Annotated in this window: 25 protein-coding genes; 13 read left to right on the forward strand and 12 right to left on the reverse strand. The window is 61.7% G+C overall.

Translation table 11 applies throughout. The features are described 5' to 3' along the window. Positions 1 to 112: 112 nt before the first annotated feature. Positions 113 to 499 (forward strand): acyl-CoA thioesterase, encoded by a 387-nt coding sequence (locus QA637_RS08065; RefSeq protein WP_153441038.1) that lies wholly within the window; start codon positions 113 to 115, stop codon positions 497 to 499. A gap of 8 nt (positions 500 to 507) precedes the next feature. Then, a complete protein-coding gene (locus QA637_RS08070; protein ID WP_153441039.1) occupies positions 508 to 1,098 on the forward strand; it encodes a hypothetical protein in 591 nt (196 codons plus the stop codon). An 88-nt stretch (positions 1,099 to 1,186) separates the two neighbouring features. Here QA637_RS08070 and QA637_RS08075 read toward each other — a convergent pair whose 3' ends face one another. Further along, entirely contained in the window at positions 1,187 to 1,540 is a 354-nt protein-coding gene (locus QA637_RS08075) for a DMT family protein (protein WP_153441040.1), read from the reverse strand. 229 nt (positions 1,541 to 1,769) lie between these two features. On the opposite strand from QA637_RS08075, the gene uvrB reads away from it, so the two are divergent. Together uvrB and QA637_RS08085 are read left to right on the forward strand one after the other, a co-directional pair. After that, positions 1,770 to 4,796 carry an excinuclease ABC subunit UvrB gene (gene uvrB / locus QA637_RS08080; protein WP_283064683.1) on the forward strand — a complete coding sequence of 1,009 codons (3,027 nt, stop codon included), beginning with the start codon at positions 1,770 to 1,772 and terminating at the stop codon, positions 4,794 to 4,796. Between the two features lie 360 nt (positions 4,797 to 5,156). After that, complete coding sequence (locus QA637_RS08085) at positions 5,157 to 5,819, forward strand: hypothetical protein (protein WP_283064685.1); 663 nt, start codon at positions 5,157 to 5,159, stop codon at positions 5,817 to 5,819. A 304-nt stretch (positions 5,820 to 6,123) separates the two neighbouring features. Here the strand turns inward: QA637_RS08085 and QA637_RS08090 are convergent, their stop codons facing one another. After that, positions 6,124 to 6,711: a J domain-containing protein gene (locus QA637_RS08090; protein WP_184108762.1), complete on the reverse strand. Its 588-nt coding sequence runs from the start codon at positions 6,709 to 6,711 to the stop codon at positions 6,124 to 6,126. Between the two features lie 536 nt (positions 6,712 to 7,247). Between QA637_RS08090 and QA637_RS08095 the strand changes: the two genes are divergently transcribed. Next, positions 7,248 to 7,460 (forward strand): cold-shock protein, encoded by a 213-nt coding sequence (locus QA637_RS08095; protein ID WP_069458369.1) that lies wholly within the window; start codon positions 7,248 to 7,250, stop codon positions 7,458 to 7,460. Positions 7,461 to 8,296: 836 nt separating this feature from the next. On the opposite strand, the gene dusA is transcribed toward QA637_RS08095, so the two are convergent. Continuing rightward, positions 8,297 to 9,436, reverse strand: a complete 1,140-nt coding sequence (gene dusA / locus QA637_RS08100) for a tRNA dihydrouridine(20/20a) synthase DusA (protein WP_153440196.1) — start codon at positions 9,434 to 9,436, stop codon at positions 8,297 to 8,299. Positions 9,437 to 9,709: 273 nt separating this feature from the next. Here dusA and QA637_RS08105 point away from each other — a divergent pair, with 273 nt between their 5' ends. Further along, positions 9,710 to 10,132: a hypothetical protein gene (locus QA637_RS08105; protein ID WP_234886916.1), complete on the forward strand. Its 423-nt coding sequence runs from the start codon at positions 9,710 to 9,712 to the stop codon at positions 10,130 to 10,132. Here QA637_RS08105 and QA637_RS08110 read toward each other — a convergent pair. Next, the gene (locus QA637_RS08110) at positions 10,110 to 10,571 is read right to left on the reverse strand and encodes a DUF4174 domain-containing protein (protein ID WP_153440195.1); all 462 of its coding nucleotides are present in this window, start codon (positions 10,569 to 10,571) and stop codon (positions 10,110 to 10,112) included. The two genes, QA637_RS08105 and QA637_RS08110, sit on opposite strands and share 23 nt — an antisense overlap. 417 nt (positions 10,572 to 10,988) lie before the next feature. On the opposite strand from QA637_RS08110, the gene QA637_RS08115 reads away from it, so the two are divergent. From QA637_RS08115 to QA637_RS08130, 4 genes are all read left to right on the forward strand, one after another. After that, positions 10,989 to 11,228 (forward strand): DUF982 domain-containing protein, encoded by a 240-nt coding sequence (locus QA637_RS08115; RefSeq protein WP_153440194.1) that lies wholly within the window; start codon positions 10,989 to 10,991, stop codon positions 11,226 to 11,228. A 308-nt stretch (positions 11,229 to 11,536) separates the two neighbouring features. Beyond that, positions 11,537 to 11,743, forward strand: a complete 207-nt coding sequence (locus tag QA637_RS08120) for a hypothetical protein (RefSeq protein ID WP_136510096.1) — start codon at positions 11,537 to 11,539, stop codon at positions 11,741 to 11,743. Positions 11,744 to 12,028: 285 nt separating this feature from the next. Continuing rightward, complete coding sequence (locus tag QA637_RS08125; RefSeq protein WP_380785535.1) at positions 12,029 to 12,718, forward strand: fumarylacetoacetate hydrolase family protein; 690 nt, start codon at positions 12,029 to 12,031, stop codon at positions 12,716 to 12,718. 10 nt (positions 12,719 to 12,728) lie between these two features. Continuing rightward, positions 12,729 to 13,259 carry a gamma carbonic anhydrase family protein gene (locus QA637_RS08130; protein ID WP_153440192.1) on the forward strand — a complete coding sequence of 177 codons (531 nt, stop codon included), beginning with the start codon at positions 12,729 to 12,731 and terminating at the stop codon, positions 13,257 to 13,259. A gap of 18 nt (positions 13,260 to 13,277) precedes the next feature. On the opposite strand, the gene QA637_RS08135 is transcribed toward QA637_RS08130, so the two are convergent. The 3 genes from QA637_RS08135 to QA637_RS08145 are packed head-to-tail and all read right to left on the reverse strand — an operon-like array spanning position 13,278 to position 15,404. Next, complete coding sequence (locus QA637_RS08135; protein ID WP_153440191.1) at positions 13,278 to 13,676, reverse strand: Fur family transcriptional regulator; 399 nt, start codon at positions 13,674 to 13,676, stop codon at positions 13,278 to 13,280. Then, positions 13,676 to 14,503 (reverse strand): zinc ABC transporter permease subunit ZnuB, encoded by an 828-nt coding sequence (gene znuB / locus QA637_RS08140; RefSeq protein WP_153440190.1) that lies wholly within the window; start codon positions 14,501 to 14,503, stop codon positions 13,676 to 13,678. The genes QA637_RS08135 and znuB overlap by 1 nt, the downstream gene beginning before the upstream one ends. After that, positions 14,496 to 15,404, reverse strand: a complete 909-nt coding sequence (locus tag QA637_RS08145; protein WP_153440189.1) for an ATP-binding cassette domain-containing protein — start codon at positions 15,402 to 15,404, stop codon at positions 14,496 to 14,498. The genes znuB and QA637_RS08145 overlap by 8 nt, the downstream gene beginning before the upstream one ends. A gap of 151 nt (positions 15,405 to 15,555) precedes the next feature. Between QA637_RS08145 and znuA the strand changes: the two genes are divergently transcribed. After that, the gene (znuA, locus tag QA637_RS08150) at positions 15,556 to 16,578 is read left to right on the forward strand and encodes a zinc ABC transporter substrate-binding protein ZnuA (protein WP_283064694.1); all 1,023 of its coding nucleotides are present in this window, start codon (positions 15,556 to 15,558) and stop codon (positions 16,576 to 16,578) included. A 111-nt stretch (positions 16,579 to 16,689) separates the two neighbouring features. On the opposite strand, the gene QA637_RS08155 is transcribed toward znuA, so the two are convergent. Continuing rightward, complete coding sequence (locus tag QA637_RS08155; protein WP_283064696.1) at positions 16,690 to 17,058, reverse strand: RcnB family protein; 369 nt, start codon at positions 17,056 to 17,058, stop codon at positions 16,690 to 16,692. Positions 17,059 to 17,187: 129 nt separating this feature from the next. After that, entirely contained in the window at positions 17,188 to 18,810 is a 1,623-nt protein-coding gene (locus tag QA637_RS08160; RefSeq protein WP_153440186.1) for a glycoside hydrolase family 43 protein, read from the reverse strand. A 475-nt stretch (positions 18,811 to 19,285) separates the two neighbouring features. Here QA637_RS08160 and QA637_RS08165 point away from each other — a divergent pair, with 475 nt between their 5' ends. Both QA637_RS08165 and QA637_RS08170 read left to right on the forward strand, forming a co-directional pair. Next, complete coding sequence (locus QA637_RS08165; RefSeq protein ID WP_153440185.1) at positions 19,286 to 19,861, forward strand: TRAP transporter small permease subunit; 576 nt, start codon at positions 19,286 to 19,288, stop codon at positions 19,859 to 19,861. Continuing rightward, complete coding sequence (locus QA637_RS08170) at positions 19,858 to 21,651, forward strand: TRAP transporter large permease (protein WP_283064700.1); 1,794 nt, start codon at positions 19,858 to 19,860, stop codon at positions 21,649 to 21,651. The genes QA637_RS08165 and QA637_RS08170 overlap by 4 nt, the downstream gene beginning before the upstream one ends. A gap of 315 nt (positions 21,652 to 21,966) precedes the next feature. Here QA637_RS08170 and QA637_RS08175 read toward each other — a convergent pair whose 3' ends face one another. The 3 genes from QA637_RS08175 to QA637_RS08185 form a co-directional block, all read right to left on the reverse strand. Next, positions 21,967 to 23,073: a TRAP transporter substrate-binding protein gene (locus tag QA637_RS08175; protein ID WP_153440183.1), complete on the reverse strand. Its 1,107-nt coding sequence runs from the start codon at positions 23,071 to 23,073 to the stop codon at positions 21,967 to 21,969. Between the two features lie 294 nt (positions 23,074 to 23,367). Further along, complete coding sequence (gene mgrA / locus QA637_RS08180; RefSeq protein WP_153440182.1) at positions 23,368 to 24,396, reverse strand: L-glyceraldehyde 3-phosphate reductase; 1,029 nt, start codon at positions 24,394 to 24,396, stop codon at positions 23,368 to 23,370. Between the two features lie 203 nt (positions 24,397 to 24,599). Beyond that, positions 24,600 to 25,736: a Gfo/Idh/MocA family protein gene (locus tag QA637_RS08185; protein ID WP_153440181.1), complete on the reverse strand. Its 1,137-nt coding sequence runs from the start codon at positions 25,734 to 25,736 to the stop codon at positions 24,600 to 24,602. Positions 25,737 to 25,740 lie beyond the last annotated feature (4 nt).

Below are 25,740 nucleotides of genomic sequence, written 5' to 3' on the forward strand. Positions count from 1 at the left end.
ATCACTGAATGCGTTCCGAGCACTCCCGCCGGAGACGGAATCGTCGGCAGGTACTGTTTCCTTGCCGACCGACCATGCGGTAGATCTTGTTCGACAACAGGGAGACAGGCTGATGACCCAAGCGATGAAGCCGAACGGCGAGCTTACCTTGCGCACACTCGCCATGCCTGGCGACGCGAATGCCGCCGGCGATATCTTCGGCGGCTGGGTCATGGCGCAGATGGACCTTTCCTGCGGCATTCGCGCCGCTGAACGTGCCAGGGGCCGTGTGGTGACAGCCGCGGTCAAGGAAATGGCCTTCGCCCTGCCGGTGAAGATCGGCGACACGCTTTGCATCTATACCGATATCGTCAAGGTCGGGCGTACCTCGATGACATTGAAGGTGGAGGCTTGGGCACAGCGCTACCTCTCCCACGTCATGGAAAAGGTCACCGACGCCATCTTCGTGATGGTGGCGCTCGATTCAACCGGCAAGCCGACGCCGGTACCGGAAGAATAGGCAGGCAGATGGACGCGCCCGCGCCCGATCCGGCGATCTTCTCCCATATTCGCATCGTCATGGGCATGATTATCAGCCTCAGCCTGGCGCGGCTCTTGAGCGGCGTAGCGCTTTTCGTCCAGCATCCCGGCAAGACCAAGGTCTATTGGATCCATCTTGGCTGGGTGCTGTTCATGTTCGTGTTCCTGCTGCATTTCTGGTGGTGGGAATACTACCTGCACTCGCTCGCAGTGATCGATTTCAGCGTCTACCTGTTCGTCATTCTTTACGCCTGCATCTACTTCTTTCTCTGCGTGCTGCTCTTTCCGACCTCGCTGGATGAATATGCCGGCTACGAGGAATATTTCCTGTCGCGCCGGGCGTGGTTCTTCGGATTCCTCGCGGTCGCGTTTGCGGTCGACCTCCTCGATACAGCGCTCAAGGGCAAAGCCCATTTCGAAAGCTACGGCCTCGAATATCCGCTGCGCAATGCGACCTACATCATCCTGTGCGTCGTCGCGGCCTGGACGCCGAACAGGAGTTTTCATGCCACCTTCCTCGTCAGCGGCCTGCTCTACCAACTGATCTGGATCTATCGCGCCTTCGACCTGCTTAGTTGATGCAGCCGAAAATCCGCGTCGCACTCTGCGAAAAACGCCGGAACTAGCTAGCCTGCATCGACCGTTCGGGCGAGCGGATGGAGCCGTCTCACCCCTTGAAGATGAACGACGCGCCGGCGGCGATCAGCGCGAAGCCGACGACATGGTGCCAGCCGATCGACTCCTTCAGCCAGAAGACCGAGAAGATGACGAAGATGGTGAGCGTGATCACCTCCTGCATCGTCTTCAGCTGCGCTGCCGAATAGACCGAGTGGCCGATGCGGTTGGCGGGAACGGCAAGCCAGTATTCGAAGAAGGCAATGCCCCAGCTTGCGACGATGACGATATAGAGCGGTGAGGATGTAAACTTCAGGTGGCCATACCAAGCAAAGGTCATGAAGACATTGGAGACAAGCAGAAGCAGGACCGGCCAGACATAGGCGGGATTGATGGCGAACGGCATAAAGACCTCGGGAGAGCGCAAATCGTGGCCGAGATTTGGCCGATGACGACGGCCGTTGCAAGCGAAATCATCCGTTTCGACGGGTGTGCCGATCGCGCCACGAGGCTGCAATCGGCGCTCGCGGAGGCCCGCGTCGGGATGGCGTGCGCCGACAGAAAATCCCGCATCCGTTTCCCTTTTGTACTCATTCCCCCTTCACATTCGGCCTGACTCTGTCCATATTCCGGCCATGGCCCAAAATCCGAAGAACTCCCCGAAGAAATCGTCAACACCGAGCGGTTTCGAAGAAGCCCCGCAGGCGCCGCTTTCCGGCACGCCGCTGTCCGGCAATGTCTCCGACTGGGTGAAGCAGCTCGAGGCGGAGGCGGAGGCAAGCGCTTTCGAGAGCCAGCGCGAGATCGCCTCCAAGGCGGGCAAGCATCGCAAGAAGGTGGAGATTGCTGCTTCGAAATCTGCCGCCAAGGAAAAGTCGTCCGACACAGCACGCGGTGGCAGGGGGAAGCCGGAGATCGTCGGCGGAAAGACCGCCCGCGGCACTTCGATGGGCGGCAGCCATGACCCGAAGACGCGCGCCGCCGCGGGGCTCAATCCGGTGGCCGGCCTCGATGTCGCGCTTGAGGATGCCGACAAGCTGACGGCCGGTTCGGGCGTCACCGCCACGGTCGAGGCGCTCGCCAAGCTGATCGAGAGCGGCAATCCGCTGTTCAAGGATGGCAAGCTCTGGACGCCGCACCGCCCTTCCCGGCCGGAGAAATCGGAAGGCGGCATTTCGCTCAAGATGGTGACGGACTACCAGCCCTCCGGCGACCAGCCGACGGCGATCGCCGATCTCGTGGACGGGCTTGCGACGGGCGAGCGCAACCAGGTGCTGCTCGGCGTCACCGGTTCGGGCAAGACCTTCACCATGGCCAAGGTGATCGAGGCGACGCAGCGCCCGGCCGTCATCCTCGCGCCGAACAAGACGCTCGCCGCCCAGCTCTATTCCGAGTTCAAGAACTTCTTCCCGGACAACGCGGTCGAGTATTTCGTCTCCTACTACGACTACTACCAGCCGGAAGCCTATGTGCCGCGCTCGGACACCTATATCGAGAAGGAATCCTCGATCAACGAGCAGATCGACCGCATGCGCCACTCGGCGACGCGCTCGCTCTTGGAGCGCGACGACGTCGTCATCGTCGCCTCGGTCTCCTGCATCTACGGTATCGGCTCGGTCGAGACCTATACGGCGATGACATTCCAGATGAATGTCGGCGACCGGCTCGACCAGCGGCAATTGCTGGCCGACCTCGTGGCGCAGCAATACAAGCGCCGCGACATGGATTTCCAGCGCGGCTCCTTCCGCGTGCGTGGCGACACGATCGAGATCTTCCCCGCCCACCTGGAAGATGCCGCCTGGCGCATCTCCATGTTCGGCGACGAGATCGATGCGATCACCGAGTTCGATCCGCTGACCGGTCAGAAAACTGGCGACCTGAAGTCGGTGAAGATCTACGCCAACTCGCACTATGTGACGCCGCGACCGACGCTGAACGCCGCCATCAAGGCGATCAAGGACGAATTGGTCTTTCGGCTTGAAGAACTGGAAAAAGCGGGCCGCCTGCTCGAAGCGCAGCGGCTGGAGCAGCGCACCCGCTACGACCTGGAAATGCTCGAAGCCACCGGCTCCTGCCAAGGCATCGAGAACTATTCGCGCTACCTGACCGGCCGCAAGCCTGGCGAGCCGCCGCCGACGCTGTTCGAATATATTCCCGATAACGCACTGATCTTCATCGACGAGAGCCACGTCACCATTCCGCAGATCGGCGGCATGTATCGCGGCGACTTCCGCCGCAAGGCGACGCTCGCCGAATACGGCTTCCGCCTGCCCTCCTGCATGGACAACCGACCTTTGCGTTTCGAGGAATGGGACGCCATGCGCCCGGACACGATCGCCGTTTCGGCGACGCCAGGTGGCTGGGAACTGGAACAGTCCGGCGGCGTCTTCGCCGAACAGGTGATCCGCCCGACCGGCCTCATCGACCCGCCGGTCGAAGTGCGCTCGGCCAAGACGCAGGTCGACGACGTGCTCGGAGAAATCCGCGAGACGGCCGCCGCCGGCTACCGCACGCTCGTCACCGTGCTCACCAAGCGCATGGCCGAAGACCTCACCGAATACCTGCACGAGCAGGGCGTGCGGGTGCGCTACATGCACTCCGACATCGACACGCTGGAGCGCATCGAGATCATCCGCGATCTGCGCCTCGGCGCCTTCGACGTGCTGGTCGGCATCAACCTTCTGCGCGAGGGCCTCGACATTCCCGAATGCGGCTTCGTCGCCATCCTCGACGCCGACAAGGAAGGTTTCCTGCGCTCGGAAACCTCGCTGATCCAGACGATCGGCCGCGCCGCCCGCAACGTCGACGGCAAGGTCATCCTCTATGCCGATACGATCACCGGCTCCATGCAGCGCGCGATGGAGGAAACCGCCCGCCGCCGCGAGAAGCAGATGGCCTACAACCTCGAAAACGGCATCACGCCGGAATCGGTGAAGGCCAAGATCTCCGACATCCTCGATTCGGTCTACGAACGCGACCACGTCCGCGCCGACATTTCCGGCGTTTCCGGCAAGGGTTTTGCCGACGGCGGCCACCTCGTCGGCAACAATCTACAGGCGCATCTCAACGCGCTCGAAAAACAGATGCGCGACGCCGCCGCCGACCTCGACTTCGAAACCGCCGCCCGACTCCGCGACGAAATCAAACGCCTCAAGGCCGCCGAACTCGCCGCACTGGATGATCCGCTGGCACGGGAAGAGGCAAGGTCGCAGGAAAGCAGCAAGCGGGGCAGCAAGGGCACGGCATACGCAACCGACTCCCTCCCCCCTGTGGGGAGGGTTGGGGAGGGGAAAAACCACGAAACCCCTCCCGACCCTTCGGGCCACCCTCTCCACAAGAGGGAGGGAAAATCCCTCTTCGCCAAACCCTCGCTCGACGACATGGGCCCGGGCACCGACACAGAACGCCCCCTCTTCCGCAAGCCCGACCTCGACGAAATGGGCCGCGACGTGGCCCTCCCCGCCGGCAAGGGGCAATCGCTGTTCCGCAAGAACACCCTCGACGAAATGACCGTCGGACGGACGGAAAAGCCGGTGACGGGGAAGGTGCCGGAGAAGCCGCTGGTCCGGGCGAAGCCGGGCGTTGGGTCTTATGAGGACCCGGCGGAGGAGAAGCGACGCAAGGGGCGAACGAAGGGGAAACCGGGGCGGCCGGGGCGATAGCCGTTCCTGCACCACGGGTATCAGAGACCGACACGGTAAGCGCCACCACAGGTTGATGGCAAGCGGACCCAAGCAGCCGCATTTCATCCTGCGGCTGTAATAGTCAATTTCCGCGAAGTGTTGGTGGCAGTAGTGGCGACCGAGAACGGCATTTCGAACCTCCCCAGAATCTTCATTACTCTAGAACGGTTTCCACCTATCAAGCGCCCGCCGATGATTCATCTTTCAACGGTCGGTTGGCAAAGTTGCCTCGCTGGCCGCCGCGTGTGAAACCCCTTAATTTTTATGGAACTTTCCTCCCTATTACCGATTTGGTCATTGCCAAATTTAAGGTCTTGCTAATTTAGGGAGAAAAAAGACATGAAAACCCTACATGTACTTCTTACGGGCACCAGCCTGGCTCTTATGTCGGTCGGCTTTTTTGCATCGACAACGGTTCCCGCGCGCGCCCAAGGCGCCGAACGGCCGATACTCACGGCTGATCAGTGCAGTCCACTTACAGAGGACAATTATCAGCTTTGCTGCATGGCGCGGAACCGCAACATGATCCTCACCGCAGAACAAATCGCGCAATGTCCACCGTTGTCTACAGCTGCGATCACGACTGCCAACCCCTTCGGAACGACTGGTAATACCTTCCCCAATGGCGGTGGCTTGAGTGGCGGTGGTAGCGTCGGTGGTGGCGCCGGCGGTAGCGTCGGTGGTGGCATCGGTGGTGGCATCGGTGGTGGTGGCAGCGCCGGCGGCGGCGGTGGTGTCAGCGTCGGCGGCGATGGCGGCGGTAGTGCCGGCGGCGATGTTGGCGGTGGCGTCAGCGAGGACGGCGACCACGGTGCCGGCGGCGACGTAGGTGGCGCCAGCGCGGACGGCGACCACGGTGCCGGCCGCGACGTCGGCGGCGTCAGCGATGAAGGCGACCACGGCGCCGGCAGTGATGTCGGTAGCGCGTCCGCTTCAGCCGATGTATCCGCTTCAGTTGGTGCATCCGCGTCGGACAGCGCATCCGCAACGGACGGCGACTGATCACCAAGCGCAGTCTCGCCGGCTCATTGCGGCCGGCGAGACTTTCAATTCGTCCTGACGATGGCGCAGCCCATTGGACCAAGCCTCGATATTGAGGAAGAGGTCAAATAGCGCTCGATGTGCTGCCGCAGCCGGCGCCTGACGGACGCGGTTGCTGCGGGCGGCGTTGGCCGCAATGGTCGCCGCAAACTCGTCCTGGCGAGCTTCGCAGTGGAAATGGTGTCGCGCGACAGGAACAGTGAGGCTGCCTGAATTCACTTCGGCCGTGCAGAGCGCTGATTTCGCAGCGTCGCATGATACCGCCCTACTCCGCCGCGCGTGGCTTCACCTCCAATGCCTCCAGTTCATACGAATACCCTTCCAGCATCGTATACGCCTGCTCGATCGCATCGATCTGCGCTTCGGCATTCTTGATCGCCTCGGCGATCGACTGGCTGCGGGCGCGCAGCATCGAGCCGAGGACGTCGGTCTCCGGCCGCCGGCCGAGGCGGTCGAGGTGTTTGCGGACGCGGGAGCGGTGGCGCTCGAGTTCGAGGATGTGGAAACGGTTCTTGACGATATCGTCGGAGAGTTTTCGCCGCATCGCCGCGACCGGATCGAAGCTGCCGGGCTCGCGTTCGTCGAGGATGAAGTCGTTGACGAGCGCTTCGAGCATCATCAGGCCCTTGAGGTCCTTGGGATCGGCGAGCTGCGGATCGTAGCCGGTGTCGTCATAGACCTTGCGGCGCACCGGATCCTTGAGCAGGTCATAGGCCGCCTGTAGCTTGCCGAACTGCTCGGCGTCGCCGCCGCGGTCCGGATGCGCGGTCTTCACCGCGCGGCGGTAGGCGGTCCGGATCGCCCGCTCGTCGGCGTCGCGCTCAATTCCAAGGAGGACATAAGGATCGATCACGCCGGGCACCTGTTCTTCATCAATGCAATATTCCTCTCGGTCCAGACCTACCGGTTCGCCGCGCCGGCAGCAAGCCCATGGCGGTCGATCCGCGCTCGCCACGCTCAGCCGAGCGTCGGGACGAAAATGTGGTCAGAAAGAGGCAATCCACGAGATTTCGGCGATGCTGCGCGGCCGAGCGAAGTGCCGCAAAGGGCCGAAGGCAAGGCATCGCGCCTCACGCGGCCGCCTCCAGAAACTTTGCTTGCCTTTTTCCGCGAATACTGCCACTTCTAACATTGTTCGGGCGTTTTCAATCCCGGAGACTGGACTTTCGTTTGAGCCCGGCCATTCCGCCGGGACTGCCGCAAGCGGCATCGTTGACGTCTTTTCCCCGATATCGTGACCACTCGACGCCTTTCAGTGCCTAAAGCGCTGAAGACGACCCGTTCGCATCCCTTTTTTGGGGGCGTGAACACTACCTGCGGCAGCCGATGCGTGTTACTGAAGCGCTGGGTTGCGGCAAAAAGACAGACTGAAGGAAAAGGACTTCTTCCATGGCCACCAAGGGCACCGTAAAATTCTTCAACCAGGACAAGGGTTTTGGTTTCATCACGCCGGAAGGCGGCGCGAAGGACGTTTTCGTCCACATCTCCGCCGTTCAGGCCGCTGGCCTCGCAACCCTGAAGGACGGCCAGCAGGTCTCCTTCGACACCGAGCCGGACCGCATGGGCAAGGGCCCGAAGGCCGTCAACCTCCAGGCAATCTAAGCCGGACGTTTCGGTTGGAATTTAAAGAGCGGCGCTTCGCAAGAGGCGCCGTTTTTTTGTTGAGGCGCGCTCTTCGGCAAAGCCCCTCATCCGGCCTGCCGGCCACCTTCTCCCCGCAAGCGGGGCGAAGGAGACTCGCGGCGCCTTCTTAAGTCCCACTTGCGGAGAGAGAGAGGGCTACTGCATGTTTCCTTAGATCGTAGCCGGTTTAAGGATAAAAACATGCAGTAAGTCAAAGTGCTACAGCGTCCTTTGCGCGTCTGATAAGGCGCGCGGCATTGTAGGGTGAGGGGCAAGACGCGCAAACCGCACAGGCCTTGAACCGACGGTGTTTCGGCGCGGGCCTCGCTGTGAGTGACACTGGGTTCGTGTGGTTAGATTATTGCGACCATGGCGGGGCACATCTCCGATCTGGTCCGGGGGCCACCCCCCTTCTGCCCTGCCGGGCATCTCCCCCGCAAGGGGGAAGATCGGCTACAGCGCCGCGCGTCCAATCGCACGCGCAAAGGTCGCTGTAGCACCTTGATTTGCTGCATGATTCCTTAAATCGATTCCGATTTAAGGAATCATGCAGTAGAGGCACAGCCCTGCCCGATAGCATGCCCATGAACGCCGCTTCAACGGTGCCCTGCAGCGGAATTGGTGGACTGCGACATCGCCGCTTGTCGATCTCCCCCCTTGTGGGCGAGGTGCCCGGCAGGGCAGAGGGGGTATTGATACCCGCTCTAGCCTGATGGGTCAGCCTAAGCACTTCTCGCGCCCAAGCGGCACCTGGGCGCGTCGAGGACCCCTGTGACTGACAGAAGAACGAGCGACTGCGAGACCGCCGCCGTACCCTACTCCGCCGCCTGCCGAGCCGTTGCGGCCTCGAACACGGCGTCGAAGGCGGCGTGGATCACCTCAGGGCCGGCGCCCTTTCGGGTGGCGTCGGCGGAGAGGAGTTGGCGGTAGCGCCGGGCGCCGGGCCAGCCCTGGAACAGGCCGACCATGTGCCGGGTGACGTGGACCAGCCTGCCGCCATTCGCGATATGGGCCGCGGCGTAATCCGCCATGGCGTCGCGGACGCCGGCCCAGAAATCGTGCGACAGGCGATGATCACGATCATTGAAGGCTTGCGGCTCTATCGGCTCGGGCGCGGCGCCCGTCAGCGGATGGGCGAAGTAGCGGTCGGCGGCGGTCAGCAGGCCGCTGTCATGATAGGCGGCACGGCCGAGCATGACGCCGTCGAGGGCCGGCCCGTTTCCGGCTTCGACCGCAGGCTTGACGGGTATGCCCGGCGGCAAAAGGCGACAATCCAGATGCGAAAGCGCCTGATCCAGAGTCTGAAGACCGCCGTTGAGGCCGATGAAAAGATTCGGATTCTCCGCCTTCAGCCGATGCACGAGGCCATAGTCGAGCGGCGGGATCTCGCGGTTTTCGCGGGGGCTCAGCCCTTGCAGCCAGGCCTTGCGCGCATGCACCCAGACGGCATCCGCGCCGGCATCCTTGACGCGCGCGACAAGGTCGCGCAGCGCCTGCTCTGGATCCTGGTCATCGACGCCGATGCGGCACTTGACGGTGACGGGGATTTTGACGGCCGCCTTCATCGCCGCGACGCATTCGGCAACGAGCGCAGGCTCCTGCATCAGGCAGGCGCCAAAAGTGCCCGACTGCACCCGATCTGACGGGCAGCCGACATTCATGTTGATCTCGTCGTAGCCGAAGCCTTCGCCGATCCGGGCGGCCTCCGCCAACTTCGCCGGATCATTGCCGCCAAGCTGCAAGGCGACCGGGTTCTCCGAGGTGTGGTAGCCAAGCAGTCTCTCACGATCGCCCCGCAGGATCGCGTCGGCGACGATCATCTCCGTGTAAAGCAGCGCGTGGCGCGAGAGCTGCCGCGCGAAAAAGCGGTAGTGCCGGTCGGTCCAGTCGATCATCGGCGCCACGGCGAATACCGGCGCCTTGAAGTATCGGGAATTTCCCGGATTTTCACCCATTGGCGGCAAACTTTCTCACGTCTCTCGGGTTCGCATAACGCCCTCCGGCGCCACGCCTCGCGGCCGGCGCCATATCGGAGCGGCAGTGCAGAACTACAGCGCCGCGCGCCTTTCAAGACAAGCAAAGATCGCTATAGCATTTTGAATTCCTGCATGATTTATCCTCAAATCGATTCCGATTTGAGGGATCCTGCAGCAGGCCGAGCCCTTATAGCGCGCGCGTGCGCATAATGCGAGAGCGCGCCGCCCCTAGTCGCTCCAGCAGCCCGCTCCGTGATCGGCAAACAGTCACCCCTCCAGCACATCAATGCTCTCGGTGCGGCGAACGCCTCCAACCACACAACGGCTGAAACCATCTCGGCATCGATCACGTATTCTCCAGCAAAAGCATTCACCGTGATGGAACCACCCGAATACTCCCGGAGTTGTTTTTCGGAACGAGGAAGTACGATGACTAAAGCACTTGCACAAAACATTTGCCCCGATCATCGCGACCGCGATCTCGAATGCCAACGCGCCATGGGTGACGATTTCCAGCTACTGATCGCCGTGGCCGAGAGCGAAGGCTGGACGTGGCAGGAGATCGCGCTGGCTTTACTGGAACTCACCGAGGACTATGCGACGGCAAGGCGCGTCGATGCCCAAATGCGGGAAGGAGCCTCGGTCGGACTGCCTATTTCAAAGACGTTGCATTGACCTGCCGCGGGCGAGCTCCTGCGTCCTGACTCGACGGCGCGGCGCCGCCCCTGAACAGCGCGAAGAGTTCTGCCGGCCTTTTAGGCTCGTTCGCGTGAAGTCTCACCGATCCGTCCTTCCCCACCACCACAACGGTGAATTCGCGAACCTCGTTGACGTCGAGGTCCTCGCGGATCTGGCGTGCATCGAGGTCACCGCCGGCTCCATACAGGGGTACGGCGCAGCCGTCCCTGACACGCAGGACGACGACATCGTGACGCGCAAGATCGCGGTGTTTTTCAAGCAGCAGCTTCTCCTGACGCGCGGCTTTCTCGTTTGTCAGATCTGAGAAGATGACGATGACGCGATTCTTCCATTCGAACTGGGCGAGGCTGCTGCCGGCGTATTGCGACAGCGAAGGCTCACCAAGAATTTCGGCCACCAGCGATTTTGTCCACATTGTTCCTTCCTAACACGACAGAAGACCGTCGCGCCCTCCCAACACGGCGCGCGATCGATCACGATGAACTCGTCAGGGATTTCACCTCCGGTTCGCCAACGTCCGGGGCAATCGTCCGTCCGCTCCCCTCAGAGCTCTTACGGGAGCGAAACCCACGTGCAGCCCGATTGGTTCCCCGGCGGGAGAAGCTCCGCAAAAGAGCGGACAAATCGTAATTCCTGCGCTACATTGAAGCGCTTGGCCTTCAGCGCCCGCGCGTCCGGCAGACGCGGCGCTGTAGCACTTTGAATTGCTGCATGTTTTATCCTTGAACCGGCTCGGATTTAAGGAAGCATGCGATGGACGTGCGTGTCCGAGGAGTACGGAACCCGGGCCCACCTGACGACGTTGTTGTTCATGATCTCAAGGAGGAGAAGCATGCATCAAGTGTTGTGGAGCCATCCCATCGAGCTTGGATTGACCGGTAACGACGTGCGTACGGTCAAGGGACCGTCCGACGCGCTGAGGTGCCTGGCGGGCCAGTGGCCCCACCGTGGACCCAACTACGTCGCCGCCCGCAGCGCCTGCCGCGCCGCAATCGACGGTCGCCGTACCGTTGAGGAAGCTCGCAAGCTCTTTATCTCCGCCGCCAAAGAGGCGCATCTAGAGACACATTGAGGCACCGGCGCGCGGCGTTACGCACGATATCGCGCGAATTGGCGAAGACGTTGTTCTTTGTTTCCGCGGTAACCGGAGCCTGGCCTGTCAGCCCATAGATTAGTTTCCGACCGAAGCGACCGCAGGCGTAAATGTACTACTTTTTCGTTCCCGCGCATCTCGAAATGACACAGAAATCTTCGCGAAACTGCCCGATTTCTGTCGCGAAGCCTTCATTTCTTGCCGCTATATTCTGAGGTGCCTCACAAAAACCAATTTCGGAGAGCTTTAGTCCACACCAAGGGGAAAAATAAGACGGGAGAGCCAGCATGAGCGAGAGCCATCTCTATCGCATAGTCGAAGTCAGCATGAAGCGCGAAAGCGGCCGCAAGGACATCGGCATCATGACAGTCCGACAGGCCCTTGAACTTCCCGAAGTACCCAGCCTCGAATACAGCCATCCGGAGCTCAACTCGCGCTCGGACGGCCGGTTTCTGACACGTGACCAGCTTAAAGCCTATGTGCGCTGCGCCTGATTGCAGCCGCCGTGTCGAACCATCGGCATAACTTTGCCTTTTGCGGCCGCCCTTCGGGCTGCTAACGTCCAGCTTCAGATTCGCCACAGCTCTGCGTGTCTTCGATACGCAAAGCCCGTGGCGTCTCGGCGGCTCGGCATCGTTATTCGCCGCCGGGTTGATCACGGTAGCTACAGCGCCGCGCGTCTTTTGAGACGCGCGAAGGTCGCTGTAGCACTTTGAGCCGCTGCATGATTTTATCCTCAAATCGATTCCGATTTGAGGAATCATGCAGGAGAAGGGACGATCTTGGAAACAGTCATACCGCCCTCGCCGCCCGTGCTGCTGCCGATTTCCGGCAGCCTCGTGGGATTTCCGGTCCGGCGCGTCTATTGCGTCGGCCGCAACTACGCCGCCCACGCGATCGAGATGGGACATGATCCCGACCGCGAACCGCCCTTCTTCTTCCAGAAGAACCCGGACAACCTGTTGCCGCCGGGCGAGAACTTCCCCTACCCGCCGCGCTCTTCCGATGTCCACCACGAGGTGGAACTGATCGTCGCCCTGCGCAGCGGCGGCGCCGACATTCCCGCCGACGAGGCGTTGAACCACGTCTATGGATACGCCGTCGGCATCGATTTCACGCGCCGTGACCTGCAGGCGGAAGCCAAGAAGGCCGGCAAGCCCTGGACGGCGGCCAAAGCCTTCGAGCACTCCGCACCGGTCTCGGAGATCGTGCCGGCCGAAGCGATCGGCCATCCGAGCAACGGCAATATCTGGCTGAAGGTCAACGGCGAAACGCGCCAGCAGGGCGATCTCGCCCAGATGATCTGGAAGGTGCCCGAGATCATCGCCGAGCTTTCAACGACCTTCACGCTCGCGCCGGGCGATGTCATCATGACCGGAACGCCCGCAGGCGTCGGCCCGATCCAGCGTGGCGACGTCGTCACCTGCGGCGCCGATGGTGTCGCCGCACTCTCCGTCACCGTGATCTAAGGAACACCGCATGCCGCTCTTCGCACTCGGATCGCTGCAGCCGCAAACGCCTGCGGAAGGCAGCTACTGGATAGCGCCGGACGCCAATATCATCGGCCAGGTGGAAATCGGCGAGGATGTCGGCATCTGGTTCGGCGCGACACTGCGTGGCGACAACGAGCTGATCCGCATCGGCGCGCGGACGAACATACAGGAAGCTGTCATCATCCATGTCGATCCGGGTTTTCCGACGACGATCGGAGAAGGTTGCACCATCGGCCACCGGGCGATCATCCACGGCTGCTCGATCGGCGACAATACTCTGATCGGCATGGGCGCGACGGTCCTGAATGGTGCGCAAATCGGCAGGAACTGCCTTGTGGGCGCCAATGCACTCATCACCGAAGGCAAGCAGTTTCCCGACAATTCGCTGATTGTCGGTGCGCCAGCCAAGGCGATCCGCACCCTCGATGACGCCGCAGTCGAGAGGCTGAAGCGTTCCGCCGAACACTATGTGAAGAACTGGCAGCGCTATGCCGCCCAACTCAAGCGGCTGGACTGACGCTCACGCCGTTGAAAATCACGCGGCGCAGCTCTTGCAGTGGCCGCGGATCTCGATCGTCGTCTTTTCGGTCTTGAAGCTCTGCGCGCGCACGAGCGCCGAAAGCCTGTCCTCGATCGCCTCGTCGTGGAACTCCGTCACCTGACCGCAGCCCTCGCAGATGGTGAAGGCGGTGACGCCGCGATCATGCTCGTGCTCATGTGGGCAGGTGCAGGCCACGAAGGCGTTCAGGCTTTCAAGCCGGTGGACCAGACCGTATTCGAGCAGCTTGTCGAGCGCCCGATAGACCTGCAGCGGCGCGCGAAAACCCTGGTCGCGCAGCTTGTCGAGAATGGTATAGGCGCTCATCGGGCCTTCCGAATGGGCCAGCGCTCCCATCACCAGCGACTGGTTTTTCGTCAGTTGCGGCGTGCCCATCAATGATGCCCTCCATGCGAAGAATGTGATGCGCTTTCGAGTCTCTTGCCGACCGGCACCAGACTCAGCACGAACAGCGCCAGCGCCGCAACCACAATAGACGGTCCCGACGGCGTGTCGAAGCGAAGCGAGCCAAAAAGGCCGCCGGCGACGGCGAGCGCGCCGATCAGCGAGGCGAGAACGGCCATGATTTCCGGCGAGCCGGCAAAGCGGCGGGCGGTCGCCGCCGGGATGATCAGAAGCGACGTGATCAACAGGATACCGACGATCTTCATGGCGATGGCGATCACCAGTGCCATCAGCAGCATGAAGAAGAGCCGTGCCCTCTCCGGCTGCAGGCCTTCGGCTTCCGCCAGTTCCGGATTGACGGTCGAGGCAAGCAGAGGCCGCCAGAGATAGACGAGCGCGAAGATCACCAGAATGCCGCCGCCCCAGATGATGTCGATGTCGGCCTCGGACACAGCGAGGATATCACCGAAGAGAAAGCCGACGAGATCGATCCGGACCCAGGTCATGAAGGCGACGATGACGAGGCCGATCGAGAGTGCCGAATGCGAGAGGATGCCGAGCAGCGCGTCCGTCGACAGCGCACCGCGTTTCTGCAGGAAGAGCAGCAGCAGTGAGACGACAGAGGCGACGATGAAGACGCTGACCATCAGGTTGAGTTCGAGGAGCAGCGACAGCGCGACGCCGAGCAGTGCCGAATGCGCCATGGTGTCGCCGAAATAGGCCATGCGCCGCCAGATGACGAAGCAGCCGAGCGGCCCGGCGACCATGGCGATGCCGATTCCGGCAACGAGCGCGCGGATGAAAAAATCGTCAAGCATCACGCTTCTCCGCCTTTTCGAAACCCTGGAGCCGCGTGTGATGACCGCAGCCGCAGTCCGGATCGTGGTCGTGCACGTCCTCGGTTTCCTCGTGGTGATGATGCCCATCGCCCGGGAAACAGCTTTCCGTGATGCTGCCGTCGGCATGCAACACGCGGCCGTCCGGCAAGTGCGTATGGTCGTGATGGTGGCTGTAGACCGCAAGTGTGCCCGCTGCCCGCCGACCGAACAGCTTCAGATATTCCGGGCTGCGGCTCACCGCCTGCGGCGTGCCGCGGCAGCAAACATGGCCGTTGAGGCAGACGACCGTATCAGTTTCCGCCATGACGATATGGAGATCATGCGAGATCAGCAGAATGCCGCAGTCGGTGCGATTGCGAATCTGTTTGATGAGTTCGTAAAGAGCGATTTCACCGGAGAAGTCGACGCCCTGGACCGGCTCGTCGAGAACGAGCAGATCGGGCTTGCGCGCGATCGCGCGGGCGAGCAGCGCCCGCTGGAACTCGCCACCCGAAAGATGCTGCACTTCGGCTTTCGCCATGTGGAGCATTCCGGTCGCGGCGAGCGCCTCCTCGATCTCACGGCCCTTCAAGGGACCCGTCAACGTCATCAGCCGATCGACCGTCAAGGGCAACGTCCAGTCGACGGCGAGCTTCTGGGGCACATAGCCGACCTTGAGCCCAGCGACGCGCTCCACATACCCCTCGTCCGGCTTCAGCACGCCGATCGCGGTCTTCGCCGTCGTCGATTTGCCCGAGCCGTTCGGCCCGATCAGGGTGACGATTTCGCCACGGCTGATCGAAAACTCGACGCCGCGCACGAGCCATCGCCCGTTCCGGCGGACCCCGGCGTTATTGAGGCTGACGAGCGGCCCCGTTTCTGGCGATCGGTAATTCAGCATCAAAAAGTTCCGGACTGATGGGGTTGCCATTGGCTATCGCACACGTTATAGCATAACGCAATTGATGTAATAACATTACATGGCGGCCATACGCAACGCCGATGCGCAAAGGCTGCCTAAGATTTTGAACCTGTAAAGCTCGGAGACCCCGATGAAATCGACGCCTGCCCTGCTCTTTGCATCCACAGTCCTTCTCTCCTCTCCAGCCTTTGCGGATGGACCCAATGTGGTGGCTTCCATCAAGCCCGTCCACTCGCTGGTAGCATCAATCATGGAGGGAGTCGGCGAACCGTCGCTGATCGTCGAGGGCGGCGCATCGCCGCACACCTACAACATGAAACCCTCGAATGCCGCGGCATTGCAGGAGGCCAAGGTGGTGTTCTGGGTTGGCCACGGGCTCGAAGCTTTCCTGGACAAGCCGCTCGAAGCGCTCGGCAGCGGCGCCAAGGTGGTGGAACTCAGCGAAGCGCCAGGCCTTGAAAAGCTGAAGTTCCGGGAGGGCGGTGCATTCGAGGCACACGCGCACGACGAAGAAGGTCATGAAGGCCACGGTCACGGTGCAGAAGAAGCCGCCCATGACGGCCACGAACATGAGGAGCACGCCGACGAACAGGAGCCGGCTAACGATCATGAGCATCACCATGACGAGGGCGAGTTCGACATGCATGTGTGGCTCGACCCGATCAACGCCAAGGCGATGGCTGCCGAGATCGAAAAGGCGCTCGCCGAAACCGATCCGAAAAACGCCGCCGCCTACGAGGCCAACCTCGAAAAGCTCAACCAGCGGCTGGATGCACTGGACAAAAACCTCGCCGAGACGGTGGCGCCGGTCCGGGACAAGCCTTTCGTCGTCTTCCACGACGCCTACCAGTATTTCGAGCATCGCTACAAGGTGCGCGTCGCCGGCTCCATTACCGTCAGCCCTGAAGTCCTTCCCGGCGCCGAGCGGCTTTCCGAGATCCGCGCCAAGATCAAGGAACTGGGCGCGACCTGCGTTTTCGCCGAATCGCAGTTCGAGCCGAAGCTGATCAATGTCGTCATCGAGGGCACCCCCGCGAAATCCGGAACGCTCGACCCAGAGGCGGCAACGCTCGACGCAGGGCCGGACCTCTATTTCCAGCTGATGGAGAACATCGGCACTTCGCTGAAATCCTGCCTCGCTTCTGCGAGCTGACGTCTCCCTCCCATGGCGGCGAGGTAGGTTCTCGATGCTCGCCTTTCATCTCCTCTCGTCGCCCGAGAAGGTGGCGGCCGACAGGCCGCCGCCTCTTCAAACTGCTGGGGATCAGTGCGCGGCGGCAAGCCCGACGATCACGCCGGTCGCAAGGCTGATCAGGAGGAAATCGTTGTCGACGCGCACCCATTGCTGGCCGCGTGGCGGCGTGCGCAGCTTGTAGCGCCGGTAGTCACGGACATAGGCAATATGGCGACGCTCTGCCGGGCTCAAGCGATGGCCACGCGCCCAGCGATGCTTCTTGACGATCACGCGCTTTTCTACGGTCTTGTCGACATGCTTATATACGTGGCGGTCGACAGACTTGGACCGGTACCGGTCATGCGCCTGCGCAACCTCGAAAGATCCGGAAGGCTGGGCGAAAGCCATGGGGCTTGCCAGGAGGGAACTGGCGACCAGGGCAATGATGAGACGTTTCATGAGGGGCTTCCTTTCGTTGTCTGCCCCTCGAAACTACGGTTCACTTGCTGAACCGAAGATGAAACATTGGATTACAAATATGCAATGATAACCGTCCTTTATGATCGTTTCCTTATAAAGTGAATTCACTTACATAAGCGCCTGATAACGAAAATGATCGAAATCGGCCGGCAATGCGTTGCCCGAGGTGTCGAAGGCGAACATGCCGGCGAAGGCGCCGGTGAACGAGCCATGCTCGCCACGTCCGCCCTCGTCGGAAACGACGCCCGCGTCAAGCACAGGGCCGATTGCCTGCCATGTGTCCCGCTCCGTCGCCCGCCAATAGAACTGGAGGTCGTTGTCACGCACCTCCATCGCCAGATGGATCGGTCCCTCCGGCACCGCGACGCCGCTGCCTGCCGGAAACTCCAGACGGCCATGCGGAAAATCGCCGGGGCACGAGAGAATGGTGACGACCCGTCCGAGCTTTTCGTGCCAGGTCACGCCCAAAGCGTGGAACTTGTGCCGATTGTAGTAATGCGTCAGGCCGGCCACCTGCTGGTAAGTCTCTGGCGCAAATTCGACAACGGTCTCAGCCCGGAAGGAATGGTGCTCCTGCCGCCGCGCCACCAGTGCTTGTTCGAACCAGCTGCCGATGCTTTCCCGGCCGAAGAGCCGGAGGTGCCCTTCCCGCCACGTCAGTGAAAAGATGCGATCGGCCACAGGCGTGCGCAGCCACTGGAACTCGAAAGGAAGCGCGCCCTCGTCGAAATCGGTCTCGACCACGTCTGGCTGCGCGACGACGCTAGTGTCTGCCGGCGCCGGGACGGTGACGTCAGGGACCGCGCCGCCGTTTTCGAGGTACAGCCAGCCATCCTCGCGCCAGACGCATTTCTGCAGCGCCGTCTCGCGGCCGAGGGTGCAGCGCCGCTTCGGCGGCAGCGGGCGTCCGCAGAGATGGGTATGGTAGGCCTGCCCGTCCGGCGTCTCGACATATTGCCCGTGCCCCGCCCGCTGCAGCGCGGCTTCGGGATGATTCTTCGAGGTAATGAGGTGGGTGTTCGGGTGCATCTCGTAGGGGCCGTCGATGGTGCGCGAACGCGCCATCGTCACCGCATGATCATAGCCGGTGCCACCTTCCGCGACCGTCAGATAGTACCAGCCGTTGCGCTTGAAGAGATGCGGGCCCTCGACCAGACCGAGTGAGCTGCCGGCGAAAATGTTCTTGACCGGTCCGACGAGCCGGCGAGTACGCTCGTCCCACTCCTGCAGGAGAATCCCGTCGAAAGCCGGACTCTTCGGCGCCCCGCCGAAGCTCTCGGTGCGGTGGTTCCACTGCATGTTGAGGAACCACTTGCGGCCGTCGTCGTCATGGAAGAGCGAGGGGTCAAAGCCGGACGAATTGACGTACACTGGATCGGACCAGGTCGCCTCCACCGCTTCCGCCGTGACGATGTAGTTGTGCGCGTCCTTGAAATTGCCGTCGAAGCGCTTGACGTCGGTATAGACCAGCCAGAACAGTCCGTCCGAATAGGACAGGCACGGCGCCCAGATGCCGCAGCTATCCGGGTTGCCGCGCATGTCGAGCTGGCTGGCTCGCTCCAGCGGCCGGCGCACGAGTCGCCAGTTCACGAGATCGCGTGAATGGTGGATCTGCACGCCCGGATACCATTCGAAAGTCGACGTGGCGATGTAATAATCGTCGCCGACCCGGCAGATCGACGGATCCGGGTTGAAGCCCGGAAGGATCGGGTTGCGGATAGTCGCGACCATGGCTTGCCTCTTCCCTTGGATCACGATGATTTTGGGTCGAATCGACCAAAAATCATAAACGTGATCGATTCTAATAAGTTAGAGCGGGATGCGGGCGGAAAACCGCGCACACTTTTCCTCATCCCTCTCTAGATTCTTGGCGAGCGCATCCAGCCTGAAACTCCGAAGCGTTTCAAGACCCCGTCACGCCGTTACCGGTGCGGGAGGAGCAGGTCAAAATGGTCTTACTCCCGAATCGGCTTAAGCATGAAGCAGACCGATGACCATTCCGTGGAGCGCAACTTGTGGAGAAAACAGCGATCGCGGCGCGCCCTGCCTAAGTCTTGGGCATTTCCTCCCGCCCCGTATTCGACTTTCGTCTGAGACGATCTCGCTATCCCGGAAAATTGGGCTTCGGACTTGAAAGGAGGCTTGAAATCGGCACTGTGACTGTGCTTGGCGAAAGATAAAAACAGCCATTGCGGGGAGGAACTTGATGAAACCGTTACTCGGCTTCAGTCGGTTGATCGACACTGTCACCGAGAATATCGGCAAGGCGGTCGGCTGGCTCATTCTGGTCGCCGTGCTCGTCAGCGCGGGCAATGCCGTCATCCGAAAAATCTTCAACATGTCGTCGAATGCCTGGCTCGAGGCACAGTGGTATCTCTTCGGCGCCGCCTTCATGTTCGCCGCCGCCTATACGCTCAGCCAGAACGAACACATCCGCATCGACGTCGTCTACGGCAGTTTCTCGCGCCGTGTGCAGCACTGGATCGACCTCTTCGGTCACGTCTTCTTCCTGATGCCGTTCGTGCTGCTCATGCTCTATTATCTCGTCCCTTACGTCCGGATGTCCTATGTGTCGGGCGAAGTCTCCTCGAGCGCAGGCGGCCTCATCATCTGGCCGGCAAAAGCCATCCTGCTCATCGGCTTCGTGCTGCTGGCCCTGCAGGGTGTTTCGGAAATCATCAAGAAAATCGCCGTCATGACGGGAAATATGGACGATCCCACCCCCTATGTGCCGACGCATGCGCCGCTTGACGAAGCCGTGGGGCCGGAGGTGCGCCCATGATTGAGTTCATTGCTGAAAACCTGGCGCCGATCATGTTCGTGTCGCTGATCGTGTTCCTGATGCTGGGTTACCCTGTCGCCTTTTCGCTTGCCGCCAACGGTCTCCTGTTCTTCATTATCGGCGTGGAACTCGCGCCGCTTTCGGATTCGATCAACCTCTCCTGGCCGCTGCTCAACGCGCTGCCGGAACGGTTCTGGGGGGTGATGTCCAACGACACGTTGCTCGCCATCCCCTTCTTTACCTTCATGGGCATCGTGCTCGAGAAATCCGGCATGGCCGAGGATCTGCTCGACACGATCGGCCAGCTCTTCGGTCCCGTCCGCGGCGGTCTTGCCTATGCGGTCATCTTCGTCGGCGCTATGCTTGCGGCAACCACCGGCGTGGTTGCCGCCTCGGTCATCGCAATGGGGCTGATCTCGCTGCCGATCATGCTGCGCTACGGCTACGACCGGCGCGTGGCGTCCGGGGTGATCGCGGCCTCCGGCACGCTCGCCCAGATCATCCCGCCCTCGCTCGTGTTGATCGTCCTTGCCGACCAGCTCGGCCGCTCTGTCGGCGACATGTATGCCGGCGCCCTCATCCCGGGCCTCGTGCTGACGGGCCTGTACATGGGTTACGTCCTGCTCATGTCATTCCTGAAACGCGACTCGATGCCGGCACTGCCGCTTGAAGCCCGAACGCTAGGCTCGGGCGTCGCGTCGCTTATCGTCGCCCTCGTCGTGGCGGCTGGCATCGCCTACGCCGCCCACGTCTACCTTTCGCCGACGCAGGGCGAAAACGCGGACATCCTCGGGGCGACGGTCGGCGTCGCGTTCATCTATGTCGTCGCGCTCATCGACCGCGCGTTCAAGATCAATGCGCTGTCCCGGTTAGCCCAGCAGGTCATCATCGTCCTGATCCCACCGCTTGCGCTGATCTTCCTGGTGCTCGGCACGATCTTCCTCGGCATCGCGACGCCGACGGAAGGCGGAGCGATGGGCGCGGTCGGCGCCCTGATCATGGCGGCCGCCAAGGGTCGTCTTACTCTCGATGTCGTACGCGGGGCGTTGACCGCCACGACGCGCCTTTCCGCCTTCGTGCTGTTCATCCTGATCGGCGCGCGCGTCTTCTCGCTGACCTTCTATGGCGTCAACGGGCACATCTGGGTGGAACATCTGCTGACGGCGATGCCGGGAGGCGAAGTCGGCTTCCTGATCGCGGTCAACCTGCTGGTCTTCTTCCTGGCATTCTTCCTCGATTTCTTCGAGCTCGCCTTCATCATCGTGCCGCTGCTCGCACCGGCGGCCGACAAGCTCGGGATCGACCTCATCTGGTTCGGCGTGCTGCTCGGCATCAACATGCAGACGAGCTTCATGCATCCGCCCTTCGGCTTCGCGCTCTTCTACCTGCGCTCGGTCGCAGCCAGGGTGCCATACCTCGACAAGGTGACCGGCAAGATCACCCAACCGGTCACCACCGGCCAGATCTATTGGGGTGCCGTGCCTTTCGTCGGTATCCAGATCCTCATGGTAGCGCTGACGATCATGTTCCCGCAGATGGTCATGCACTACAAGGGAAGCGGCGCGGCCGTGGATCCGTCCACCATCAAGATCGAGGTGCCGGGCTTCGGAACGGGTGGCGGCGGACTGACGCTCCCGGACAATGGCGGCGGCCTCGGCCTTCCGGGCGGCCTGCAACTTCCGGGCGGCAGTCCGCTCGACAACGGTCAGCAGCCGGCGCAGCCGAACAACGCGCCCGCTCAGCAAAACAAGCCGGCGACCGATCTCAGCGCACCGCCTAAGTTCAACTGATGAAGCAATCCGGCCTGACCATCTCCCGGCAGGCCGACCGCAACAACGAGGCCCCGAATGTCGAAGTGGCATTCGGGGGCTTTTTTCGTCTGCCATCGCGCCCCGCGGTCGCGAATGAGTCCGGCGGAGCCTGTCCTACAGCCGCGCGTTATCAGACGCGCAAAGGGCCTGTAGTACTTTGAACTGCTGCATGTTTTTGAAAATCGGCTGGTTTAAGGAAACATGCAGTAGCATGGCGCCGATATTTCGAGACGCCAAAGAAATACCCCGGAGCCAAGCCCCGGGGTTTTTCGCTTCTACGATTGCGAGAGCAGCTCAGACCTTACCGTTCCGCTGCTGGATCATCATGAAGGTGTCGTAGTTGTATTCGGCAATCTGCGCGTTGAGATAGTACTCGGCGCGGAAGGCCTTGATCGAATCCCAGATCTTCTTGAAGGTCGGGTTCGATGCTTCCATCTCCGCATAGACTTCGTTCGACTTGTCGAAGCAGGCGGACAGGATTTCCGGGCTGAACGGGCTGAGCTTTGCGCCGGCAGCCACCAGACGCTTGATCGCAGACGGATTCAGATAATCGTACTTCTGCAGCATGTTCGCGTCGGTAGCCTGGCAGGCGGTGCGAAGCAGCGACTGGTAGTTCTTCGGCAGGCCTTCGAAAGCCGCCTTGTTGAACATGGCGTGCACCGTCGGGCCGCCTTCCCACCAGCCGGGATAGTAGTAGTACGGCGCAACCTTGTAGAACCCGAGCTTTTCGTCATCGTACGGACCGACCCACTCTGCGGCGTCAATCGTGCCCTTTTCGAGAGCCGGATAGATATCGCCGCCGGCGATCTGCTGCGGCACGACGCCGAGCTTTTCGACGACCTTACCGGCGAAACCGCCGATACGCATCTTCAGACCCTGCATGTCCGCAACAGTCTTGATCTCCTTGCGGAACCAGCCGCCCATCTGGACGCCGGTGTTTCCGCCCGGGAAGCCGATGAGGCCCTGGGTGGCGAGGAACTCGTTGAAGAGGTCGATGCCGCCGCCGTGATGATGCCAGGCGTTCATGCCGCGCGCGTTGAGCGCGAAGGGCACGGCAGCGCCGAGTGCCCAGGTCGGGTCCTTGCCCCAGTAGTAATAGGCAACCGTGTGGCAGGCTTCGACGGTTCCGGCAGCGGCGGCGTCAGCGGCCTGCAGACCGGGAACGATTTCGCCGGCCGCGAAAACCTGGATCTGGAAATTGCCGTCCGTCGCTTCGGAGACGTATTTCGACAGCACTTCACCGCCGCCGTAGATCGTGTCGAGCGACTTCGGGAACGACGAGGCCATGCGCCAGTTGATCTTCGGATTTGCCTGCGCGATGGCCGGCGATGCGAGCGCCGTGGCGGCAGCCGCACCCAGGCCGCCGATGCTCGCGTGTTTGATGAATGAACGGCGATCCATAATACCTCCCTATTTCCCGCCATGACGGCTACAGGCGCAATCGCGCGCCTGCGACACCGTTCGTTGAGCCCTTTCCTCGGTCCGCTCCAGAGCGTCGGGAGAGCTCATACCTCCTCGTTTTGCCGGCCGCGCACAGGAAACATCTGGCAGGCGGGACCGGCACCACTGCACCATACATATTCACAATTGCATGTCCAGCAGCGGTTTTCCGGCGCCTTCTTCGACTTTTGTCTAAGGCGCCGGAGATAAGTCAATATTGCCTAAAATCGAGGCAAATCAATGAATTCGCTCTGTTTAGAGCTCCGCCGACTTGGCCCAGAGGTTGATATCGGCCTCGCGCGCATAGAGATCGATCTCGGCGAGTTCTTCCGTCGTGAAGCTGTCGTTCTCGAGCGCCTTGACGCAATCGATAATCTGCCCGGACCGGCTGGCGCCGATCAGAGCCGACGTAATACGGCCGCCGCGCAGCACCCAGGCAAGCGCCATCTGCGCCAGAGTCTGGCCACGGCGGTCCGCAATGCCGTTCAGCTTGCGGATGTTGTCGATGATCGCCGGACGGATGAAATCCTTCTTGAGGAAGTGGTTCTGGGCCGCGCGACTATCCTCGGGGATCCCGTTTAGGTACTTCGTCGTCAGCATGCCCTGGGCAAGCGGCGAGAAGACGATCGAGCCGATGCCTAGATCTTCGAGCGTATCGATGAGCCCGTCGTCCTCGACCCAGCGGTTGAGCATGGAATAGCTCGGCTGGTGGATCAGGCACGGCGTTCCGAGATCCTTAAGGATCGCCGCCGCTTCGCGGGTGCGCTGCGAATTATAGGACGAGATGCCGACACAGAGCGCCCTGCCCGAACGGACGATGTGGTCGAGCGCGCCGCAGGTCTCTTCGAGCGGTGTGTCCGGATCGAAGCGGTGGGAATAGAAGATGTCGACGTAGTCGAGGCCCATCCGCTTCAGGCTCTGGTCGCAGGAAGCGATCAGATATTTGCGGCTGCCCCATTCGCCATAGGGTCCCGGCCACATGTCGTAACCGGCCTTGGAGGAGATGATCAGTTCGTCGCGCAAATTGGCGAAGTCGGTGCGCATGATCTCGCCAAAGGCAGTTTCAGCCGATCCAGGCGGCGGACCGTAGTTGTTGGCGAGGTCGAAATGGGTGATGCCGAGATCGAAGGCCGTACGGCACATGTCGATCTTACGCTCGTGCGGCGTGTCGCCGCCGAAATTGTGCCACAGGCCGAGCGAGATCGCTGGCAGCTTCAGCCCGCTCTTGCCGCAGCGATTGTATTTCATCTTCTCGTATCGGTTTTCCGCCGGTTGCCAGGCCATGTCGATGTTCCTTCGTTTCGGATGGCGCTTGATACCCCTCCCCAACCCCTCCCCACAAGGGGGAGCGGCTCACCCTGCCGCACCTTCCCTCCTCCGTCTCAGCGACATCGACCGCACGCAAAAGGCCGGAAGTAGGCAGGCGAGTGCCGGAGGCGCCAAGCCCCTCCCCCTTGTAGGGAGGGTTTGGGGAGGGGTTCGCCCCTTTACCGCAGCAGCGCCTGCGCCTCTTCGATGCCCAGTGCGGCCGGCTGCGTGCAGGTGGTCGAAAGCGTCACGAACCGCCCCTCCTCGCCGGATTTCAGGATCGACACCATTACGTCGACGCCGTGAAGCGCGCGGTCGAGCGAGCAGCGCGCGTCGCGGCCGTTGAGAATGGCGTTCGCCATGTCCGCGAGACCGGCCGTGCGATAGTTGGCGATCGGCCCCGCCGGGTGATCCCAGTTGTTGACCGCAAAGGGATGCTCCCACATTTCCAGAGGCTGAATGTTCTTGTCACGCCCGCTCGCCTCGACGGCGCCACCGAAGAAATTGGGGTCCGGCACGAACAGCGATCCTTCGGTGCCATAGAGCTCCATGTTGGCATGGCGGTGCGACCAGACATCCCAGCTTGCCGAAAGCGTGATCGTCGCGCCGTTCTGGAATTCGAGCAGCGCATGGATGTTGGTCGGCGTCTTGACCGGAATGACCTCACCATTGCGCGGTGCGCTGGTGATCGTCCGCGTCTCGTTGGCCATAGACGAGAGCGCAGCGACGCGCTTCACGGGGCCGATCAGGTTGATGAGGTTGGCGATGTAGTAAGGTCCGAGATCGAGCACCGGACCACCGCCTGGCAGGAAGAAGAAATCCGGATTCGGATGCCACATCTCCATGCCGGGGCCCATGACGTGGCAGGTTCCCGATGTAATGCGGCCGATCTTGCCGGCGTCGATGTAGTCGCGGGCGAGTTGGTGCGCACCGCCGAGGAAGGTATCCGGTGCGCAGCCGACCGTAAGGCCCTTCGCCTTGGCGACAGCCCTGAGTTCCTCGCCCTGCTCCAGTGTCAGGACCAGGGGCTTTTCGGAGTAGACATGTTTTCCGGCTTCGAGGATCGCCTTCGAAACGGGAAAATGCGCGTCCGGGATCGTGAGATTGACGATGATGTCCACTTCCGGATTGGCCAGCAGCGCTTCGATGCTCTGCGCCGTCACGTCATATTCCGCGCCCCGTGCCTCGGCCGCTGCCGGGTTGATGTCGGCGCACGCGACCATCCTGATGCCCTTGAAGAGCGGCGCGAGCTTGAAATAGGTGGTGGAGATGTTGCCGCATCCAATGATGCCGACGCCAAGTTCCTTCGTCTTCATGTTT

The sequence above is a fragment of the Sinorhizobium terangae genome, from assembly GCF_029714365.1.
GTDB classification, from domain to species: Bacteria; Pseudomonadota; Alphaproteobacteria; order Rhizobiales; family Rhizobiaceae; genus Sinorhizobium; species Sinorhizobium terangae.

Excerpts from the sequence above, each read along its gene's own strand:
- QA637_RS08170 (WP_283064700.1), top strand. The coding sequence starts at position 19,858 with ATGATTGAGTTCATTGCTGAAAACCTGGCGCCGATCATGTTCGTGTCG.
- QA637_RS08160 (WP_153440186.1), bottom strand. The coding sequence starts at position 18,810 with ATGGTCGCGACTATCCGCAACCCGATCCTTCCGGGCTTCAACCCGGAT.
- QA637_RS08095 (WP_069458369.1), top strand. The coding sequence starts at position 7,248 with ATGGCCACCAAGGGCACCGTAAAATTCTTCAACCAGGACAAGGGTTTT.
- znuA (WP_283064694.1), top strand. The coding sequence starts at position 15,556 with ATGAAATCGACGCCTGCCCTGCTCTTTGCATCCACAGTCCTTCTCTCC.
- QA637_RS08065 (WP_153441038.1), top strand. The coding sequence starts at position 113 with ATGACCCAAGCGATGAAGCCGAACGGCGAGCTTACCTTGCGCACACTC.
- QA637_RS08165 (WP_153440185.1), top strand. The coding sequence starts at position 19,286 with ATGAAACCGTTACTCGGCTTCAGTCGGTTGATCGACACTGTCACCGAG.
- dusA (WP_153440196.1), bottom strand. The coding sequence starts at position 9,436 with ATGGGTGAAAATCCGGGAAATTCCCGATACTTCAAGGCGCCGGTATTC.
- QA637_RS08075 (WP_153441040.1), bottom strand. The coding sequence starts at position 1,540 with ATGCCGTTCGCCATCAATCCCGCCTATGTCTGGCCGGTCCTGCTTCTG.
- QA637_RS08115 (WP_153440194.1), top strand. The coding sequence starts at position 10,989 with ATGCATCAAGTGTTGTGGAGCCATCCCATCGAGCTTGGATTGACCGGT.
- QA637_RS08085 (WP_283064685.1), top strand. The coding sequence starts at position 5,157 with ATGAAAACCCTACATGTACTTCTTACGGGCACCAGCCTGGCTCTTATG.
- QA637_RS08110 (WP_153440195.1), bottom strand. The coding sequence starts at position 10,571 with ATGTGGACAAAATCGCTGGTGGCCGAAATTCTTGGTGAGCCTTCGCTG.
- uvrB (WP_283064683.1), top strand. The coding sequence starts at position 1,770 with ATGGCCCAAAATCCGAAGAACTCCCCGAAGAAATCGTCAACACCGAGC.
- znuB (WP_153440190.1), bottom strand. The coding sequence starts at position 14,503 with ATGCTTGACGATTTTTTCATCCGCGCGCTCGTTGCCGGAATCGGCATC.
- QA637_RS08070 (WP_153441039.1), top strand. The coding sequence starts at position 508 with ATGGACGCGCCCGCGCCCGATCCGGCGATCTTCTCCCATATTCGCATC.
- QA637_RS08155 (WP_283064696.1), bottom strand. The coding sequence starts at position 17,058 with ATGAAACGTCTCATCATTGCCCTGGTCGCCAGTTCCCTCCTGGCAAGC.
- QA637_RS08130 (WP_153440192.1), top strand. The coding sequence starts at position 12,729 with ATGCCGCTCTTCGCACTCGGATCGCTGCAGCCGCAAACGCCTGCGGAA.
- QA637_RS08120 (WP_136510096.1), top strand. The coding sequence starts at position 11,537 with ATGAGCGAGAGCCATCTCTATCGCATAGTCGAAGTCAGCATGAAGCGC.
- QA637_RS08185 (WP_153440181.1), bottom strand. The coding sequence starts at position 25,736 with ATGAAGACGAAGGAACTTGGCGTCGGCATCATTGGATGCGGCAACATC.
- mgrA (WP_153440182.1), bottom strand. The coding sequence starts at position 24,396 with ATGGCCTGGCAACCGGCGGAAAACCGATACGAGAAGATGAAATACAAT.
- QA637_RS08175 (WP_153440183.1), bottom strand. The coding sequence starts at position 23,073 with ATGGATCGCCGTTCATTCATCAAACACGCGAGCATCGGCGGCCTGGGT.
- QA637_RS08135 (WP_153440191.1), bottom strand. The coding sequence starts at position 13,676 with ATGGGCACGCCGCAACTGACGAAAAACCAGTCGCTGGTGATGGGAGCG.
- QA637_RS08145 (WP_153440189.1), bottom strand. The coding sequence starts at position 15,404 with ATGCTGAATTACCGATCGCCAGAAACGGGGCCGCTCGTCAGCCTCAAT.